The organism is Winogradskyella poriferorum, assembly GCF_036553625.1.
Classification (GTDB): Bacteria; Bacteroidota; Bacteroidia; order Flavobacteriales; family Flavobacteriaceae; genus Winogradskyella; species Winogradskyella poriferorum.
The window spans coordinates 222,517-242,139 of record NZ_JAZHOU010000002.1 but is presented as its reverse complement, the minus strand read 5'-3'; the positions used below and the strand labels follow the sequence as shown (position 1 = coordinate 242,139).

Annotated in this window: 15 protein-coding genes; 12 read left to right on the top strand and 3 right to left on the bottom strand. The window is 34.2% G+C overall.

Annotation, left to right across the window (positions count from 1 at the left end; all coding sequences use genetic code 11):
• The first annotated feature begins 185 nt into the window (after positions 1-185).
• The 7 genes from V1468_RS07265 to V1468_RS07235 all read left to right on the top strand — a co-directional run bounded on the left by V1468_RS07265 (position 186) and on the right by V1468_RS07235 (position 7,258).
• Positions 186-1,784 (top strand): nuclear transport factor 2 family protein, encoded by a 1,599-nt coding sequence (locus V1468_RS07265; RefSeq protein ID WP_331809576.1) that lies wholly within the window; start codon positions 186-188, stop codon positions 1,782-1,784.
• A gap of 7 nt (positions 1,785-1,791) precedes the next feature.
• Positions 1,792-2,262 carry a DUF6265 family protein gene (locus V1468_RS07260; RefSeq protein WP_331809575.1) on the top strand — a complete coding sequence of 157 codons (471 nt, stop codon included), beginning with the start codon at positions 1,792-1,794 and terminating at the stop codon, positions 2,260-2,262.
• Between the two features lie 7 nt (positions 2,263-2,269).
• On the top strand, positions 2,270-3,040 hold the full coding sequence (locus V1468_RS07255) for a CBM9 family sugar-binding protein (protein ID WP_331809574.1): 771 nt from the start codon (positions 2,270-2,272) through the stop codon (positions 3,038-3,040).
• A gap of 2 nt (positions 3,041-3,042) precedes the next feature.
• The gene (locus V1468_RS07250) at positions 3,043-4,389 is read left to right on the top strand and encodes a M28 family peptidase (RefSeq protein WP_331809573.1); all 1,347 of its coding nucleotides are present in this window, start codon (positions 3,043-3,045) and stop codon (positions 4,387-4,389) included.
• A gap of 47 nt (positions 4,390-4,436) precedes the next feature.
• Positions 4,437-6,068, top strand: a complete 1,632-nt coding sequence (locus V1468_RS07245) for a M1 family metallopeptidase (protein WP_331809572.1) — start codon at positions 4,437-4,439, stop codon at positions 6,066-6,068.
• Position 6,069: 1 nt separating this feature from the next.
• On the top strand, positions 6,070-6,639 hold the full coding sequence (locus tag V1468_RS07240) for a YdeI/OmpD-associated family protein (RefSeq protein WP_331809571.1): 570 nt from the start codon (positions 6,070-6,072) through the stop codon (positions 6,637-6,639).
• A 70-nt stretch (positions 6,640-6,709) separates the two neighbouring features.
• On the top strand, positions 6,710-7,258 hold the full coding sequence (locus V1468_RS07235) for a PepSY-associated TM helix domain-containing protein (protein WP_331809570.1): 549 nt from the start codon (positions 6,710-6,712) through the stop codon (positions 7,256-7,258).
• 19 nt (positions 7,259-7,277) lie between these two features.
• Here the strand turns inward: V1468_RS07235 and V1468_RS07230 are convergent, their stop codons facing one another.
• Together V1468_RS07230 and V1468_RS07225 are read right to left on the bottom strand one after the other, a co-directional pair.
• On the bottom strand, positions 7,278-8,735 hold the full coding sequence (locus V1468_RS07230; RefSeq protein ID WP_408647356.1) for a MoxR family ATPase: 1,458 nt from the start codon (positions 8,733-8,735) through the stop codon (positions 7,278-7,280).
• 87 nt (positions 8,736-8,822) lie between these two features.
• Positions 8,823-9,953, bottom strand: coding sequence for a vWA domain-containing protein (locus tag V1468_RS07225; protein WP_331809568.1), 1,131 nt, complete (start codon positions 9,951-9,953; stop codon positions 8,823-8,825).
• An 89-nt stretch (positions 9,954-10,042) separates the two neighbouring features.
• Between V1468_RS07225 and V1468_RS07220 the strand changes: the two genes are divergently transcribed.
• Together V1468_RS07220 and V1468_RS07215 are read left to right on the top strand one after the other, a co-directional pair.
• Positions 10,043-10,645 (top strand): hypothetical protein, encoded by a 603-nt coding sequence (locus V1468_RS07220; protein ID WP_331809566.1) that lies wholly within the window; start codon positions 10,043-10,045, stop codon positions 10,643-10,645.
• Between the two features lie 84 nt (positions 10,646-10,729).
• On the top strand, positions 10,730-13,936 hold the full coding sequence (locus V1468_RS07215; RefSeq protein ID WP_331809565.1) for a VPS10 domain-containing protein: 3,207 nt from the start codon (positions 10,730-10,732) through the stop codon (positions 13,934-13,936).
• A gap of 58 nt (positions 13,937-13,994) precedes the next feature.
• On the opposite strand, the gene V1468_RS07210 is transcribed toward V1468_RS07215, so the two are convergent.
• The gene (locus tag V1468_RS07210) at positions 13,995-14,672 is read right to left on the bottom strand and encodes a Crp/Fnr family transcriptional regulator (RefSeq protein ID WP_331809564.1); all 678 of its coding nucleotides are present in this window, start codon (positions 14,670-14,672) and stop codon (positions 13,995-13,997) included.
• 109 nt (positions 14,673-14,781) lie between these two features.
• On the opposite strand from V1468_RS07210, the gene V1468_RS07205 reads away from it, so the two are divergent.
• The 3 genes from V1468_RS07205 to ccoN all read left to right on the top strand — a co-directional run bounded on the left by V1468_RS07205 (position 14,782) and on the right by ccoN (position 19,620).
• Positions 14,782-17,157 (top strand): heavy metal translocating P-type ATPase, encoded by a 2,376-nt coding sequence (locus V1468_RS07205; RefSeq protein WP_331809563.1) that lies wholly within the window; start codon positions 14,782-14,784, stop codon positions 17,155-17,157.
• A gap of 74 nt (positions 17,158-17,231) precedes the next feature.
• Positions 17,232-17,417, top strand: a complete 186-nt coding sequence (ccoS, locus tag V1468_RS07200) for a cbb3-type cytochrome oxidase assembly protein CcoS (RefSeq protein WP_331809562.1) — start codon at positions 17,232-17,234, stop codon at positions 17,415-17,417.
• Positions 17,418-17,427: 10 nt separating this feature from the next.
• Positions 17,428-19,620, top strand: a complete 2,193-nt coding sequence (ccoN, locus tag V1468_RS07195) for a cytochrome-c oxidase, cbb3-type subunit I (protein WP_331809561.1) — start codon at positions 17,428-17,430, stop codon at positions 19,618-19,620.
• Positions 19,621-19,623: the final 3 nt, after the last annotated feature.

Genomic DNA, 19,623 nt, shown 5'->3' with positions numbered 1-19,623 from the left:
TGTTAAAAGCCATTAATATCGATTATTAGCATTTTTTTGTAGGTATTAACTTAAATAGTGTAGTGCTTTTCTGAAATCATATTTTAATGTAATTGATATTTGCACTCTTCTCTAAGTATCAATATAAAGTCCATAATATCTAATCTAGATAATCCTTATATTTATGGAATCAATCTTGCTATCTCATGAAATATTATTTTTTAATCCTATTTCCCTTACTATCTACCTTTTCCTTTTCTCAATCTAATACTGAAGTCTTCCTTTTTGACTTGGAAAAAAGCAATTCTAAAATTGAAGTTTCAAATGGTATCAATATATCTAATAACGAAGGCTACGATAACCAGCCTTCTTTTTTTGGTGATGAGAATGTACTCTATGCTTCAACACGTAGCGGACAAACCGATATTGCACAATATCACATTAATTACAAATCAAAAACCTTTATAAATTTTACCAAAGGTGGAGAATACTCACCTTTAAAAATCCCTAATAAAAATGCGGTTTCTGCTGTTAGGTTAGATATTGATGGTAAACAACGTTTATACAGTTATAACCTCAGCAATGGTGAATCTACAGAGCTCATCAAGGATTTGGTCGTAGCGTACTATACATGGTACGATGAGCACTCTATAGTATCTGCTGTCATTGAAAACGAGCAACTAAATTTATATTTCACAAATATTACAGATGGTATTAGTAGAAAATACGCTACAAATGTTGGGCGTTCGTTTCATAAAATCCCAAATTCTAATCTCGTAAGTTTTATTTACAAAGAAGCTAATAAACCGTGGCAAATAAGATCTTTAAACCCTAAAAATGGTGTTACAAGACTTATTGCAAACACAATGGAAGGTGTTGAAGATATTTGCTGGCTAGATGGTAAAACACTTCTATCTGGTAAAAATGGTATCTTATATAAGCTAACCTTAAAACAAGATAATAACTGGAAAAAAGTAGCCAATCTTTCCTCTTACGGCATTGCTGATATTACGCGATTAGCCATAAACGACAACGGTACAAAATTATTAATTGCTGCAGATTTACAATCAAATGCGCAAGGTTTAGAAGTTAACGATAACCCAACAGAACAAACAGTTGACGACCCAATTTTATCAGAAACTGAAGCTGCTGCAGTTGTTCAAAAACATATAGATCCTTTTAACAACAGGCAACTCAATGACTTTGCAAATGCTTTTGATGCTAATGTTGTAGTTAATAAATTTCCAAAAGATTATATGTACTCTGGCAGAAATGCTCTTAAAGAAAACTACAGACAATTCTTTAAAAATAATAAAAAATCTAATGTTAAGGTTTTAAACCGTATGGTACTCAACAATTATGTTATTGATGAAGAATTGGTAACATTAAACAATTTAACCATAAGACAAGCTACCATATATAATGTAGACAAAGATGGTATAAAATCTATGACGTTTATTAGAAATAAAAATACAACCTCTAATCCTGAAACTATTGTAAATAATCAGCTTGAAGCTTACAACAAACGTGATATTGATGAGTTTAGTAAAACCTATACTAAAGATATTAAGCTTTATGAATTTCCAGAAAATATAACCTCTAATGGTATTGACGAATTGGAAAAAAGATATCAAGTCATCTTTCAAAAAGTCCCAGATCTTAATGCTGAAATAATGAACCGTATTGTTTTAGGCAACAAAGTTATTGATAAAGAAAAAGCAACCATAAACGGAAAAACCTATTATGCCATAGCCATTTACGAAATAGATGATGGTTTAATTTCAAAAGTTACTTTTATACAATAATATTACCATGAAAAATATTATAACACTTTTAGTATTAGCTATTAGCTTAAATAGCTTTTCTCAAGAGAAGAAAACCTTAGAACCCAAATTAGAAAACATCGCTTGGATAGCTGGCACTTGGCATGGTGAAGCCTTTGGTGGTATTACCGAAGAGATTTGGAGTGAACCTTCAGGTGGTTCTATGATGGCCACTTTTAAACTCATTGTAGAAGGAAAAGTACAATTCTACGAAATTGAAGTAATCCGAGAAATTGAAGACTCTTTAATTCTTCAGTTAAAACATTTTGACTCTGATTTAAAAGGATGGGAAACAAAAAACGAAACTGTTGATTTCCCTTTGATAGAAATTACAGAAACCAAAGTTGTTTTTGAAGGTATGACCTTTGAAAAGGTGTCTTCTAATGAAATGAATGTGTATGTAGATATCGAAAATGAAAATGGTAGTGTAGAAACATTAAAATTCAACTACAAAAAGTAATTACTTTATGAAAAAATATATCGTTATTCTTTTAATGGCTTTATGCTTTTCAAGTTGTAAAAACACTAACAAAGAGATTATAGAGACAACACCAAAATCGACAAAACCAGAAAAACAACTTCGACAAATACTTAAAGCCAAAAATGCTATTAAAATAGATGGTATTGCTGACGAAACTTCATGGAAGAATGCAAAATGGCATCCAATGGATCAAGTTTGGCTTGGAGATTCTTTAACAGCAGAAGATTTTTCAGGAAGATTTAAATTAACCTGGGATGATGAAGCGCTTTATGTTTTAGCACAAATAAAAGATGATACATTAATTGATAATATAAAAGACCCTCTTGTAAAATGGTGGGACGAAGACTGTTTAGAAATTTTTGTAGATGAGGACAATAGTGGTGGCGAACATCAGTATAATCACAACGCATTTGCATATCACATTGCTTTAGATGGTAATGTTGTAGATATGTCTACAGAAAAAATTGGAAAGTTATATAATTCACACATTGAATCTAAACTTGTAACATCTGATAACACTTCTATTTGGGAAGTAAAAATGTATTTATACAATGACACTTATGATGACAATTCAAAACCTAATAAACCCGTAAAACTCACTACAAACAAAAAGGTAGGTTTTGCAATTGCCTATTGCGATAACGATTATAGTACAGAACGCGAAAATTTTATAGGCTCTATTCCTGTTGAAGGTGAGGATAAAAACCGTGGCTGGATGGACGCTAATATTTTTGGAACCCTAAAACTTAAAGATTAACAATGAAAAAATCACTTCTATTTTTATTCCTGTTTCAAACCGTATTAATTGGTGCTCAAACCGATACCAAAATATATGATATCGTAGATGCCATTTCAGAAGAACGCTTAAAAAATGATGTAAAAACCTTAGCAGATTTTGGTACACGTCACACATTAAGCGATACTGTTTCTGACACAAGAGGTATAGGTGCAGCAAGACGATGGATAAAATCGCAATTCGATGCTATTTCAAAAGATTGCAATGATTGTTTGGAAGTTTTTTATCAGAGTAATTTGGTGGAAAAAGGAACCAATCAACGCATTGTAAAAGATGTTAATGTGGTAAACGTTGTTGCTGTTCAGCGTGGCACAAAATACCCTAATCGATTTATTATAATGAGCGGAGATATAGACTCCAGAGTTTCAGATCCTAATGACTATACGTCTGATGCTCCAGGTGCCAATGATAATGCGACAGGAATGGCTGGAGCTATTGAAGCTGCTAGAGTACTTTCTAAATATAAATTTGAAAGTAGTATTGTCTATCTAGGACTTTCTGGTGAAGAACAAGGCCTTTTTGGCGGGCAAGGTTTTGCCAAATATGCTAAAGAAAATAATTGGCAAATTATTGGTGTGCTTAATAACGACATGATCGGAAACATAAAAGGTGTTGATGGAGTTATAGACAATCGTACATTCCGAATCTTTTCTGAACCGATTACTACAGACGAAACCGATGCAGAAAAACTAGCAAGACAAGCAAGAGCAAGGCGTTTTTATGGTGGAGAAGTTGATGGTATTTCACGTCAGTTAGCAAGATATGTGTACACCACAACTAAAACCTACATGCCAGAAATGAACCCAATGATGGTCTATCGTCTCGATCGTTTTGGTCGTGGTGGTCATCACAGACCTTTTAATGATTTAGGTTTTGCAGGTATCCGAATAATGGAAGCGCACGAAAATTACACGCAGCAACATCAGGATATTAGAACAGAAAATGGTATCGATTATGGAGACACGTTTGAGCATGTTAACTTTTCATATTGTAAAAAGCTTACTGCTGTCAATGCAATTACTATGGCTAGCCTTGCTTCTGCTCCACCTGCTCCAGACGAAGTGAGTATTGGAGGTATTGTAGAAGCTTCAGCAAAACTACAATGGAATAAAGTAGACGGTGCCAAAGGCTACAAAATCTATTGGAGAGACACAACTTCACCTACTTGGGACCACAGCAGATATGTAGAAAACATTACCGAATTTACCTTAGAAGGTATAGTTATTGATAACTTCTTTTTTGGTGTGGCTTCTGTTTCCGAAGACGGACACGAAAGCTTAGTTACATTTCCAAACAAAATATTAAGATAGTTTTCTGTCATTCTCAAAAAACAACAGGAATCTAAACGTCATTCAAAATGATAAAAAAACACATAGCACTTACATTTTTATTAGTTAGTACTTTAATAGTTAACGCACAACTTCTTCAAAATAAAGACAGCTTCACTAAGCAAGATACCTTAAGAGGTAGTATTACACCAGAGCGCGAATGGTGGGACCTCACCTACTATCATCTCGATATTGAAGTAAAGCCAGAGGAAAAATTTATTTCTGGTACTAATACCATTCAGTACAAAGTTTTAAAACCACATAAGGTTATGCAAATAGATTTGCAAGAGCCTATGAAAATTACCAAAGTGACTCAAAATGGTAAGGTGTTTACTATACAACGAAATGGCAATGCTTTTTTCATAACTCTTGATGAACAAAATACAGGTGATGTAAATTCTGTTGTAGTACATTATGAAGGCCATCCAAGAGAAGCAATTAATGCACCTTGGGATGGTGGTTTTTCCTGGAAAAAAGACAAAAACGGAAAGCACTTTATAGCAACGTCTTGTCAAGGTTTAGGTGCCAGTGTTTGGTGGCCAAACAAAGACCACATGTACGATGAAGTAGATAGCATGGACATTAGCGTAACCATACCAAAAGGGCTTATGAATGTTTCTAACGGTAGACTAAAACGAATCGAAGAACACGATAAAACCATTACGACACACTGGACAGTAAAAAACCCAATAAACAATTATGGTGTTAATGTAAACATTGGTGATTACGTTAACTTTTCTGAAGTTTATGAAGGTGAAAAAGGTCAATTAGATATGGATTATTGGGTGCTTTCTTACAATCTTGAAAAAGCAAAAAAACAATTTAAAGATGCTCCAAAAATGATGAAGGCTTTTGAGCATTGGTTTGGACCTTATCCATTTTACGAAGACAGCTTTAAACTGGTTGAAGTGCCTTATTTAGGTATGGAGCATCAAAGCTCAGTCACCTATGGCAATAGATTTAAAAACGGCTACTTAGGTAGAGATTTATCCGGCACTGGTTGGGGTTTAAAATTCGATTTTATCATTATTCACGAAGCTGGTCACGAGTGGTTTGCCAACAATATTACCAATAAAGATATTGCAGACATGTGGATTCACGAGAGCTTTACCGCATATTCTGAAAGTTTATTTTTAGAATACTACTATGGAAAACAAGCTGGTGCAGAATATGTTATTGGAACACGTCGAAGTATTATGAACGACAAACCTCTTATTGGTGCTTACAATGTAAATAACGAAGGCTCTAGCGATATGTACTACAAAGGTGCTAACATGTTGCATACCTTACGTCAACTTATTGAAGATGATATATTATGGCGAAATATCTTAAGAGGTTTAAATATTCAATTTTATCACCAAACTGTGACTACCAAACAAATTGAGGATTACATCAGCAAAATGACTAAGAAAGATTTGACAGCGTTTTTTAATCAATATTTAAGAGATACACGTATTCCAACTTTAGAGTATAAAATTGAAAACGGTCAATTAAAATTTCGTTATACCAACATTATAGACGATTTCGATATGCCGATTGAAGTTGAAATTGATGGTAAACACGAATGGATTTTCCCAAATTCAGAATGGAAAACTAAACCTATTAAAGGTGAAGATTTTAGTATAGATAAGGATTTCTACATTCATTCTAAAAAACTGTAAGTTGCAAATACCAGAACTCTATTTTGAACGCGATACCGATTGGTACGATTGGTTATTAAACAATCATCATAAGCATGATGCTGTTTACTTAATTTTTTACAAAATAGATCATCACATGCCATCTATGCGATGGGAAGAGGCTGTAAAAGTAGCTATCTGCTTTGGGTGGATTGACTCTACCGTAAAAAGTTTGGGTAATGGAAAAAGACAACAATACTTCACAAAACGAAATCCTAAAAGCACGTGGAGTGCCTTAAATAAAACTTACGTCAACCTTTTAGAAAAAGAAGGGCTTATTCATTATACTGGTTGGGAAGTTATAAATCTGGCCAAAGAAACTGGAAAATGGTCTGAAATGGACGATGTAGAAAATGGCATCATTCCTAAAGACTTAAAAAACGCTTTTGATGCCAATCCTCAGGCTTATGATAACTATCAAAACTTTGCAAAAGGCTATCAAAAAAGCTACTTATCATGGTTACACAGTGCTAAGCGCGAAGCTACTCGCCAAAAAAGAATCGCAGAGATTATAAAACTGTGCAATGCAAATAAAAAAACTCGCGACAACTGATAATTTCATTAACGTCTTCTTAAGAAGAATACCAGTGGAATTTTCTTAGTTTGCAAGTTTATGCACAACTGTGAAATCTAAAAACAAATCCTTAGCAAAATCTGTAAGATGGTACCGCAAATGGCATCGCTATATTGCCATGTCGCTTCTGGTATTTATTGCTATTATAAGTCTTAGTGGCATTTTACTAGCATGGAAAGATGAATTACAACTAAAACCACCTTCTGAAAAGTCTGCAAATACAAATTTAGAATTGCTCTCACTCAGCAAAATTGAGACTATTGCTATTAATCATATTAAGGATGCAAACTTAGACACTACCATAAACCGTATTGATTACAGACCAAGAAAAGGCATCGCAAAAGTGCGTTTTGAAACGCATTTCACCGAACTACAAATTGATTGTTTTTCCGGGAAAATATTATCACAAAAAATAAGAACCGCAGATATCATAGAAATGATACACGACGGTTCTGTAGTAGATTTTTTGTTTAATTCTAAAAGTAAATCTGTTAAGCTTTTCTATTCTACTTTAATAGGCTTTGGACTTTTGTTTTTGTCTTTCAGTGGCTTTTGGCTCTGGAAAAAACCTAAACAGATAAAGAAAAATAAATTTTAGTTTTAAAATATGTTATTTTCTATAATCCACTAATATAACTCCCATAAGGATCTTTGAACTGCAAACCTTCGGAGTAGCGATATTTACTCAATTTTTTAAACTGCACCATTCCCCAAAGAATAAATTCCTTTTCAAAATACACATCTTTAGAATCTATATCTGGCTGGTAGTCCGCTATTAAAGCATCTAAAGGCTTTACTTCATCTAATTTTGATTTGTATGTAGTATCATCATAATCGTCTAAAAGCTCAAATCCATCATTATTAAAAAACCATGACACTAAATCATCATAAGGTGTTTCTTCTCCTTGTTTTTCTAATTTTTCAATTTTCGGGAAATACTTAGGAAACAATGTTTTTATCGCACTTTCGATTAAAATATTGGCTACAAAATCGGCACCTTCTTGTTCGCCTTCGTATACCAACTCTACTTTTCCTGTAATGGCAGGAATAACTCCTGTAAAATCTGATAACCTCACTGAAGTCTCTTCATCACCAGAAAGTAAAGCTCTTCGCTCTGCTGTACTCAGTAAATTCTCAAAAGCAGTAATACTCATACGCGCACTCACACCACTTTTTACATCCACATATTCACTATCTCTAGCTTCAAAGCTTATTTGTTCTAAAAGATCTTTTGCCAAATCTGGCACATAAACTGATGCTGACTGTCGCTCGTCTAAATTTGCTTCTTGGGAGGTAATGGTTCTAGCGGTTTCAACAGAATCTGGATAATGGGTTAAAATTTGAGAACCGATCCTATCCTTTAAAGGAGTGACTATGCTTCCTCTATTGGTATAATCTTCAGGGTTTGCGGTAAATACAAATTGCATATCTAAAGGTAATCTTAGCTTAAATCCTCTAATTTGAATATCACCCTCTTGCAAAATATTAAACAAGGCTACTTGAATTCTGGCTTGTAAATCTGGCAATTCATTAATGACAAAGATGCAACGATTAGCACGAGGAATCATACCAAAATGAATCACACGATCATCCGCATAGCTCAATTTTAAATTCGCCGCTTTTATAGGATCTACATCTCCAATAATATCAGCAACAGTAACATCTGGAGTGGCTAATTTCTCAGCAAAACGCTCGTCTCTATGTAACCAAGAGATTGGTGTGTTGTCACCTTTTTCTGCTATTAATTCTTTAGCATATCTAGACATTGGCTGTAAAGGATCATCATTTATTTCTGAACCTTCAACTACTGGTATATATTCATCTAAAAGCTTCACCATCATACGTGCCAGACGTGTTTTTGCCTGACCTCGTAATCCTAAAAGATTAATATTATGTCGTGATAATATAGCTCGTTCTAACTCTGGAATCACAGTGTTTTCATAACCGTGAATACCTTCAAACGTTTTCACTTTGTTCTTTATGTTTTCAATAAGGTTATCTCTTAACTCGTCTTTAATCGATTTAGATTGATATCCTGATTTTTTTAATTCTCCTAGTGTTTTAATGTCTTTCATTTTCAAGCTTTTGGCTATTTGCTTTTCGCTATTAACAATTCTGTTTTTTAAAACTAAGTGCTAATTCTTAAAAGCTAATAGCTATTTTTATCCTTTAATTCTCTTTTTTCTATTGTTTTCGTAATCTTCAAAAATCATTTCTCCAAGGCCTTTTAAACCTGTGTAAAATGCTTTCCCTCTATTGGCTTGCGTAAACTCTCTAATGAATTTCATCAAATAAGGGTCTTCTGCAATCATAAAGGTTGTAATTGGGATGTGCAAACGTCTTGCCTGCTGTGCCATGGCATAGCATTTATTAACGATATAAGGGTCTAACCCTACACTGTTTTTATAATATTGACCATCTGGCATTCGCAAACAACTTGGCTTACCATCCGTAATCATAAAAATTTGTTTGTTAGTATTTCGTTTTCTGCGCAACATATCCATTGCCAATTGTAAACCTGCAACGGTATTGGTATGATAAGGTCCAACCTTAAGATACGGCAAATCCTTAATTTTTATAGGCCAAGCATCATTACCAAATACTAAAATCTCAAGCGTATCTTTTGGATACCGTGTTGTAATCAGTTCGGCTAAAGCCATGGCTACTTTTTTAGCTGGAGTAATACGATCTTCACCATACAAAATCATACTGTGGCTGATATCTATCATCAGCACTGTACTCATTTGACTTTTATGGAGGGTTTCTTCAACAACTAAATCATCTTCCGTTAGGTTGAAATTTCCTATACCGTGATTGATTTGAGCATTTCTAAGACTCTCAGTAACCGAAACTTTATCTAAGGCATCTCCAAATTGATAAGCTCTAAAGTCACCTGTATGCTCATCGCCTAAACCAACACCTTTACTTTTATAATTTCCAGAACCGCTTCGCTTTATTTTTCCGAAGATATGATCTAAAGCTTGTTGCCTTATGGCGCGTTCAGTTTTTGCCGTAATTGCCATACCGCTTCCACCATTGCCATCGTTATCAATTTCTTCTCGGATATAGCCTTTCTTTTTTAGGTCTTCAATAAAATCATCAATGGTATAATCTCGTGTAGTAAGCTTATACTCTACATCTAACTGTCGCAACCAATCAATGGCCTCATCAAAATCTCCTGATGTATAAGTAATCAGTTCCTTGAAAATTTCAAACAATTTATCAAACGGAGATTGATTTGGTGCTTCATACGTTTTGAATATAAAGCCCGATTTTCTTCTTTGTTCCTTCATAGCATTATAAAAATAATACTTTTAAATGTAACATTTACATATTTTCAGATTCTAACATTTTGTTAACTTTACTCGAAACTTATCGCACAATGTCGGAGGAAACTGAAATAGAAAAGCCAAAAAAGTCTAGAAAAAAAATCAACTGGACGACTGACAAAATTATGAGCACCTCTGCTCTATTTATTAGCGTAATCTCTCTTATTGCACTACTATATCAATCATATTTAGCCAGAGAAGAAAACAAACTTATACAAATGCAGCAAAGTGCATCTGTATTACCTCATCTTAACCAATGGTATAGTAACTATAATAATACTTTTAAGTTTGTAGTTGGTAATAAAGGGGTTGGTCCAGCATTTATTGATGAAGTAGAAATTGCTCTAGATTCAGAACATAAATTTAATAACACTAAAGATTTATTTGATTATATCTTTAAGAATAATAAAGTACTAGATACTATTCCGTATACATATAGTACGCTTGTAGAAGGCTTTGTTTTACCTGCAAATGAACAAATCGACATTCTAGAAATAAAAAATGCTAAACATATTCAACCTATTAGAGATGCGCTTAATAATGAAAACATTATCTATAAAATTGTCTACAAGGATGTCTATGGATCAAAATGGGTTTTAACCAATGACAATACTAACGGTACTAGTACTAATATACCTATTACTTCCGAGAAGTAATTATAACTAACACCTTAACATCTCTTTTATAATTTTCAAATTTCTTTTCATTATTTTTAGAGCAATTAACTAACCTAAATAATAATGAAACGTTTTCTCTTATGTGTTATGCTTTGTGGTGTAACACTTATTTCTGCACAAGAATTTTCAATGGATTTAGTAAAGAATATGACACCAAGAAATATAGGTCCTGGTGGCATGTCTGGTCGTGTTACTGCCATTGATGTTGTAAACAACAATCCTGACATTATGTATGTTGGAACTGCCTCTGGCGGACTTTGGAAATCAACTTCTGGAGGTATAAAATGGGAACCTATTTTCGATAAAGAACTTACAGCTTCTATAGGAGCTGTTGAAATTCAGCAATCCAATCCGAGTGTCATTTGGGTTGGTACAGGTGAAGGTAATCCAAGAAACTCATTAAATGGTGGTTACGGTATATACAAATCACTTGATGGTGGAAAATCTTGGATGGCCATGGGTTTAGAGAAAACCAGACACATACATAGAATTATAGTAGACCCAACCAATCCTGATGTGGTTTATGTAGGTGCTATTGGTTCACCTTGGGGAGAACATCCAGAACGTGGTGTATTTAAAACTACCGACGGAGGCAAAACATGGGAAAAGATTCTTTTTGCAAACAACAAAACTGGTGTTGCCGATTTGGTGATGGATCCTTCAAACCCTAATAAACTATTCGCTGCCATGTGGGAACATAAACGTGACCCTTGGTTTTTTAAATCAGGTGGTGAAGGTTCTGCACTACATATGACACACGATGGTGGAAAAACATGGAAAAAAATTACTGAAGATGACGGTTTCCCAAAAGGAGATTTAGGTCGTATTGGTGTAGCGATTGCACCAGGAAAACCAAATATAGTTTATGCGCTTGTAGAAGCTGAAAAAAATGCGCTTTATAAGAGTGAAGATGGTGGTTTTAAATGGAAAAAAATAAACGATAAAAACGATATTGGTAATCGTCCATTCTACTATTCTGAAATCTACGTTGATCCACAAAATGAAAACCGTGTGTATTCTGTATTTACATATGTGAATGTGTCTGAGGATGGTGGAAAAAACTTTGAACAACTTATGCCTGCTTATGGTGTGAGTAATGGTGTACATCCAGACCATCATGCGTGGTGGATTCATCCAGAGGATGGCAGTTTTATGATTGATGGTAATGATGGAGGTATGAATATTACTAAAGATGGTGGAAAAACATGGCGATTTATTGGCAATCTTCCTGTAGCCCAATTTTATCACATAGCAGTAGATAATGAATTTCCGTACAATATTTATGGAGGTATGCAAGATAATGGTTCATGGAGAGGGCCAGCTTATGTTTGGAAAGACCAAGGTATTAGAAATAGTTATTGGCAAGAAATAAGTTTTGGTGATGGCTTTGATGTGGTTCCTGATAGAGATGATTCGCGTTACGGTTGGTCTATGAGCCAACAAGGTTATGTTAGCAGATACGATTGGCAAACGGGAAATAATTATTTAGTGAGGCCAACACATCCAGATGCTGGTGTGAAATTACGCTTCAATTGGAATTCAGCAATAAATATTGATCCTTTTGATAATAGTACCATCTATTTCGGAAGTCAGTTTGTACATAAATCGACTGATAAAGGTGAAACGTGGACAATTATATCACCAGATCTTACCACTAACAATCCGGAAAAACAAAAACAATCTGATAGTGGTGGTTTAACCATGGATGCCACTGGTGCAGAAAATCACACTACAATTTTAGTTATTGAACCGTCACCAATAGAAGAGGATATGCTTTGGGTTGGTACAGATGATGGTAAAGTACACTACACAACTGATGGAGGTAAAAACTGGACGGATGTTTCTAAGATTAAAGGTTTACCTGAAAACAGTTGGATAGCACAAATAAAAGCATCTAACAAGAATAAAGGGGAAGCGCTTTTGATTGCTAATGACTACAGACGTTTCAACTACACTCCTTACGCTTATAGAACTAAAAACTATGGTAAAACTTGGGAAAGAATTGTTGATCAAAACGATGTTCAAAGTTATGCTTTAGCAATCATTGAAGATATTGAAGAACCAAACCTTATGTTTCTTGGAACTGATGATGGACTTTATATCTCTCTAAATGCTGGAGAAAAATGGACCAAATGGACTGAAGGTTTCCCAACTACATCGGTTAAGGATTTGGTAATTCATCCACGTGAGCACGATTTAGTAATAGGAACATTTGGAAGAGCTGCTTGGGTTTTAGATGATGTTAGACCACTAAGAGCTATGGCGAAAGATAAGTCAATTATAAACTCAAATATTGAATTATTTGATCCACCAACTGCCTATCAAGCTGCCTACCAACAACCAACCGGAAGTCGCTTTGGTGCAGATGCCATGTATCATGGTGAAAATCGTGCATATGGTGCTCAATTTTCGTATTTGTTTAATAAAAAAGAAGCCGTTAAATCTGATATTAAAGCGGATGCTAAAAAAGGTGATAAAAATATAAGTGACAAAAAAGTTGGTAATGAGATTAGTTGGGACTCTCTAACTTTAAAAATATATGATGGAGATCGATTAATCAGAACTCTAAAACAGAAAGCGCCTAAAGAAAACGGCTTACATAAATGGACGTGGTACATGGATGAAGCTGGAGTAAGTAGACCATCTCGAAGAGTTCGTGAGCAAAACAGAGAACCAGGTGGAGTTACTGTAAAACCAGGAAATTACAAAGCAGTGCTTCACTATGGAGATTTAACCTCTGAAACAACAATCAAAGTAGAGTCTGATCCAAGACTTGAGGTCTCTCAAAAAAATATAAATGAAGTTTATGCAGCTTCAAAAGAGTTAGAACAACTACAGCAAAAAGCTGCTGAAGCTGTTGAGCAACTTGTAAAAAGTAAAACTATTGCTGAAGAATATAAGAAGGAATTATCTAAGCTTGACAGAGAATTATACAAAGCACAAATTGAAAGTTCTAAGGAAACCATTAAAGCAATTGATAGTTTAATTGATAGCTATTTAGGTAAAGTTGATAAACGACAAGGTATAACTAGGAATCCTGAAGTAACACCAATGCAGCGTTTAAGAATTGCCCAAAGTTATGTAAATGATAGTCAAACAGGACTAACCTCAACCGAAACCATATTAATAAAGCACGCTAAAGATGCTTTCAAGAAGGTGTTTAATGATACCAATAATTTCTTTGAAACATCTTGGAAAGACTATCAAAATAAAATGAAAGATTTAAAAATCAATCCATTTAAAGACACCAAAACCTTTAGTGTAGACTAAAACAAAAAGCGCTCTAAATAAAATTTAGAGCGCTTTTTTTTAGTATTTAGTTTATTTTCTATTCAATCCATTTAAGACCATTATAGTCTTCAATTTTAATACGTTTTCCTGTGGTAGAAATAAGCGCTTCTTTTTTAAACTGAGATAAAATTCTAATTGCAGATTCAGTTGCTGTTCCTACAATACTCGCATAATCTTCGCGAGAGAGTACAATACTTAAATAACCTTCGTCATCTGTACCAAAATTATCATGACTATACATTAATATTTCAGCCATTCTTCTTTTAACGGACTTTTGCGCCATATTTACTAACGAGACGTCAGAATCTTTTAAATCATTAGCCATCTCCCTTAAAACGTCCATGGTAAATTTCGGGTTTTTAGACAAATCATCAATTATCTCACTTTTAGGAATAAAACACATTTCCATGTCATTTAAGGCTACAGCACTTAAGTTTGTTTTTTGATCAGATACTAAAGAACGTTTACCTAATAAATCACCTTTAACAACAAGTTTTACAACTTGGTCTTTACCATTTTCGCTCAACTTAGTCAATTTACAAACACCATCTCTTACGCAGTAAACTCCGTTTAGAGTTTCACCTTCTTCAAAAATAACTTGACCTTTTCTGTATATTTTTCCTGTTTTACAAGCAGAAACTCGCATTAGTTCTTCGCGCGTCAATGACTTTAAGGAATTAAACTCCTTTATAATACAAGACTCACATTTACTCATACCTATTGTTTTTGTGACTATCCAAATATAATGATAACATGACAAATATCATATTTTAAAATAACACTTTATGTCACCTTTGTTACAGGTATAAATGAGCAAATTAAAAATGGAAAACAAAACATGTTTTCACTGTGGTGACGACTGTGGTAGTCACCCAATAACTCTTCAGGATAAATCGTTTTGCTGCAATGGCTGTAAAACTGTTTTCGAAATTTTTAACGAAAATGATTTAACTTGTTATTACGACATGCAAAATGCTCCAGGAGCAGTTCCGAAAGAGATTGAAGGCAAATATGACTTTTTATCTCAAGACTCAATAATTGAAAAGTTAACCGAATTTAGAAGTGATACTGCTGAAGTCGCTACACTGTACATTCCACATATTCATTGTAGTTCTTGTATTTGGATTTTAGAAAATTTAAACAAACTAGATGCTAATATTTCATCTTCGCAAGTCAACTTTGGTAAAAAGACCGTTCGTGTTACCTATAATCCCGAAGCCACAAATTTAAAGTCTATTGTGCTTTTATTAAGTTCAATTGGTTACGAGCCTTACATTAGTCTTGATGATTTTAACTCTGGAAAAAACCATATCAACAGAAGCCTTATCTACAAATTAGGTGTAGCCAGTTTTGGCTTTGGAAACATTATGTTTCTCTCTTTTCCAGAATATTTTGAACTCAATGAATTTTGGTTAGAACAGTACAAACATGTGTTTAGATGGTTAATGTTTGCCATGTCTATTCCTATTGTCTTTTATTCTGCTCAAGATTATTTTATTTCAGCATACAAAGGTTTAAAAGCTAAACTTCTGAATATTGATGTACCAATTGCACTAGGTGTTTCGGTATTATTTATTAGAAGTACTATTGAAATTATTTTCGATTTAGGCTCTGGCTTTTTTGATAGTCTAGCGGGTTTGATTTTCTTTTTGTTAGTTGGAAAATTCTTTCAGCAAAAAACCTACGACTTTTTATCGTTTGAGCGCGATTATAAATCCTACTTCCCTATTGCCATCACTAAGATTGATAAAAATGGCGCAGAATCATCGATACAGGTTTACGATATTGAGAAAGGTGATAGAATACTCATTAGAAATGAAGAGCTAATTCCTGTTGATGGTATTTTAATTAATGGTAAAGGAGAGATAGATTACAGTTTTGTAACTGGTGAATCACAAACCGTTTCAAAAAAATCTGGAGATAAGCTTTTTGCTGGCGGCAAACAAACCTCAGGAGTCATAGAACTTGAAGCTTTAAAATCTGTTGAGCAAAGCTACTTAACACAACTTTGGAGTAATGATGTCTTTAACAACAATAAAGAAGATGGCTTTGCAACCATAACCAACAAGGTGAGTAAACATTTTACGATTGCTATTTTATCAATTGCTCTGGTTGCCACAACATTCTGGTTGATTACAGATGCAAGTAAAGCCATGAATGTTTTCACCGCAGTACTCATCATTGCCTGTCCTTGTGCCATTGCACTATCGGCACCATTTACTTTTGGAAACTTGCTCCGCATATTTGGTAAGCTGAAATTTTACATCAAAAACGCAAGTGTTATTGAAAAACTAGCACAGATAGATACTGTAATTTTTGATAAAACAGGAACCATTACTTCAAATAAATCTAGTAATGCCATTTATAATGGTGAATCGCTTTCGGATAGTGAAAGTTTAGTTTTAAAAAATTCATTAAGAGGTTCTAACCATCCTTTAAGTAGAAGCCTTTATAATATTCTAGAGGAACACAATATTGTGACTCTAGACACTTTTGAAGAACATATTGGTAAAGGTATTGAAGCAAAACACAATGATATTAATCTCAAAATAGGCTCTGCAAGCTTTGTTGGTAATACACGAGAAGCTGCTGTTTTAAATACCACAGTCCATATTAGCAGTAATAATATTTATAAAGGAAAATACACCTTTTATAATAGTTATAGAAAAGGCGTTTCCAAACTCTTTAATAAACTAAAAAAGCAATTTGATTTAGTAATTCTTTCAGGAGATAATGAAGGTGAACGTGAAAACCTTAAGAAATTATTGCCTGCCAAAACCAAACTCATTTTCGATCAAAAACCCGAAGACAAACTAGAGTTTATCAAATACCATCAATCTGAAGGAGCAAAAGTCTTAATGATAGGTGATGGTTTAAATGATGCTGGTGCCTTAGCTCAAAGTGATGTTGGTATAGCAATTTCCGAAGATGTTAATGTCTTCTCACCTGCTTGTGATGCCATTTTAGACGCTTCAAAATTCAAAGAATTATATGCTTATATAAAAGCATCAAAATCAGCTATAAAAATCATAAAATGGAGCTTTGTGCTCTCATTTATATACAATGTTGTTGGATTATATTTTGCTGTCACAGGACAATTAGCACCTGTAGTTGCGGCTATATTAATGCCAATGAGTTCTATAAGTATTGTTGTATTTACAACGGTTTTAACGAATCTCTTAGGTAGAAAATTAAAATAAAAAAATGAATATGATAAATGTCATATTTTAAACTTTAGGTCAATAGTATTTTTGAACCATAACTTCAAATAGGTATGAGTGTTATATACATTTTATTAACTGTGAGTGTCATTGTAGGCGTCACTTTTTTAATCATTTTTTTACTAGCCGTAAAGTCTGGTCAATATGATGACAGCTATACACCTTCTGTGCGTATGCTCTTTGAAGACGAAATTATTAAAGTCAAAAAAAATAAATCAACACAAACAAAAACTGACTAATTATATTAATATGGAAATGCAACAATTTTACTACGATAACAAAATCGTTAAAAAATTCCTCTACGCCACCATACTTTGGGGAGTTGTAGGTATGCTAGTTGGATTGCTACTAGCATTTATGTTTTTATTCCCAAACTTAACTGATGGTATTTCATGGTTAAGTTTTGGTCGTTTAAGACCATTACATACTAACGCTGTGATCTTTGCCTTTGTAGGTAACGCCATTTTTGCTGGTGTATACTATTCGCTACAACGTTTATTAAAGGCAAGAATGTTTAGCGATTTATTAAGTAACATTAACTTTTGGGGATGGCAGCTCATCATTGTTGGTGCTGCAATTACACTTCCTTTAGGATTTACAACATCAAAAGAATATGCCGAATTAGAGTGGCCTTTTGATATTGCAATTGCGCTTATTTGGGTGGCTTTTGGTATCAACATGATTGGTACAATTTTAAAACGTCGTCAACGTCATTTATATGTTGCTATTTGGTTTTACATTGCTACGTTTGTTACAGTTGCAGTTCTTCATATTTTCAATAGTTTAGAATTACCTGTAAGTGGTTTAAAAAGCTACTCTGTTTATGCTGGTGTACAAGATGCTTTGGTGCAATGGTGGTATGGACATAACGCTGTTGCGTTCTTCTTAACTACGCCTTTCTTAGGATTGATGTACTATTTTGTACCCAAAGCAGCAAATAGACCTGTATATTCTTATAGATTATCTATCGTTCACTTCTGGTCCTTAATATTCATTTATATATGGGCAGGTCCTCACCACTTATTATATACTGCACTTCCAGAATGGGCTCAACATTTAGGTGTTGCATTCTCTGTAATGCTAATTGCACCTTCTTGGGGTGGTATGATTAATGGACTTTTAACCTTACGTGGTGCTTGGGATAAAGTACGTACAGATCCTGTTCTTAAATTTATGGTTGTTGCTATTACAGGTTATGGTATGGCCACGTTTGAAGGTCCTATGCTTTCATTAAAAAACGTTAACGCTATCGCGCACTTTACAGATTGGATTATTGCTCACGTTCACGTTGGAGCTTTAGCCTGGAATGGATTTTTAGCCTTTGGTATGATTTACTGGTTAGTACCAAGACTATTTAAAACAAAATTACACTCTGTAGGATTAGCCAATGTACATTTTTGGGTTGGCACATTGGGTATCATTTTATATGCATTGCCAATGTATGTTGCTGGTTTCACTCAGGCAACAATGTGGAAACAATTCCGTCCTGACGGAAAAATATTATACGGTAACTTCCTAGAAACGGTAACTGAAATTATGCCAATGTACTGGATGCGTGCTATTGGTGGTACATTATACATTACAGGTATGTTAATCCTTGTTTATAACATTGTAATGACCATTTCTAGAGCTGAAAGCAAAGTTACTGATGAACTTGCTGAAGCACCTGCATTACAGCGCGTATCTAAGAGACGTGTTGCTGGTGAAGGGTGGCACACTTGGTTAGAGCGTAAACCTGTATTATTAACTATTTATGCTACAATAGCTATCTTAATTGGTGGTATAGTACAAATTATACCAACTATTGTAGTAAAATCTAATATCCCAACAATTAGTAGTGTTGAGCCATATACACCTCTAGAACTAGAAGGAAGAGATCTTTATATTAGAGAAGGTTGTGTTGGTTGTCACTCTCAAATGGTACGACCATTCAGAAGTGAAGTAGAACGCTACGGTGAATACTCTAAAGCTGGTGAATATGTTTATGACCATCCATTCCTTTGGGGAAGTAAACGAACAGGTCCAGACTTACATCGTGTAGGTGGTAAATACAATGACAACTGGCATTTTAACCACATGTACGATCCACAGAGCACCTCAACAGGCTCTATAATGCCTGCCTATAAGTGGTTAATCAGAAACGAATTAGACAAATCCATGACTGAAAAGAAAATGGAAGCTATGGTAAGCCTAGGAGTACCATATACCGAAGAAGACATTACAAACGCACAAGCTTCTATGTTAGAACAAGGTACTAAAATAGAGAAAAGCCTCTACAGTGATCCTAGCTTTGCCGAGTCTTACGAGGCAGATAAAGTTGCAGGTGGAGAAGATTTTGTAGAGATGCGAAATAGAGAAATTGTTGCACTTATTGCGTACTTACAAAGATTAGGTACAGACATTAAAGTGAAAGAGATTATTAACGAAACCGCTCAAAACTAAACA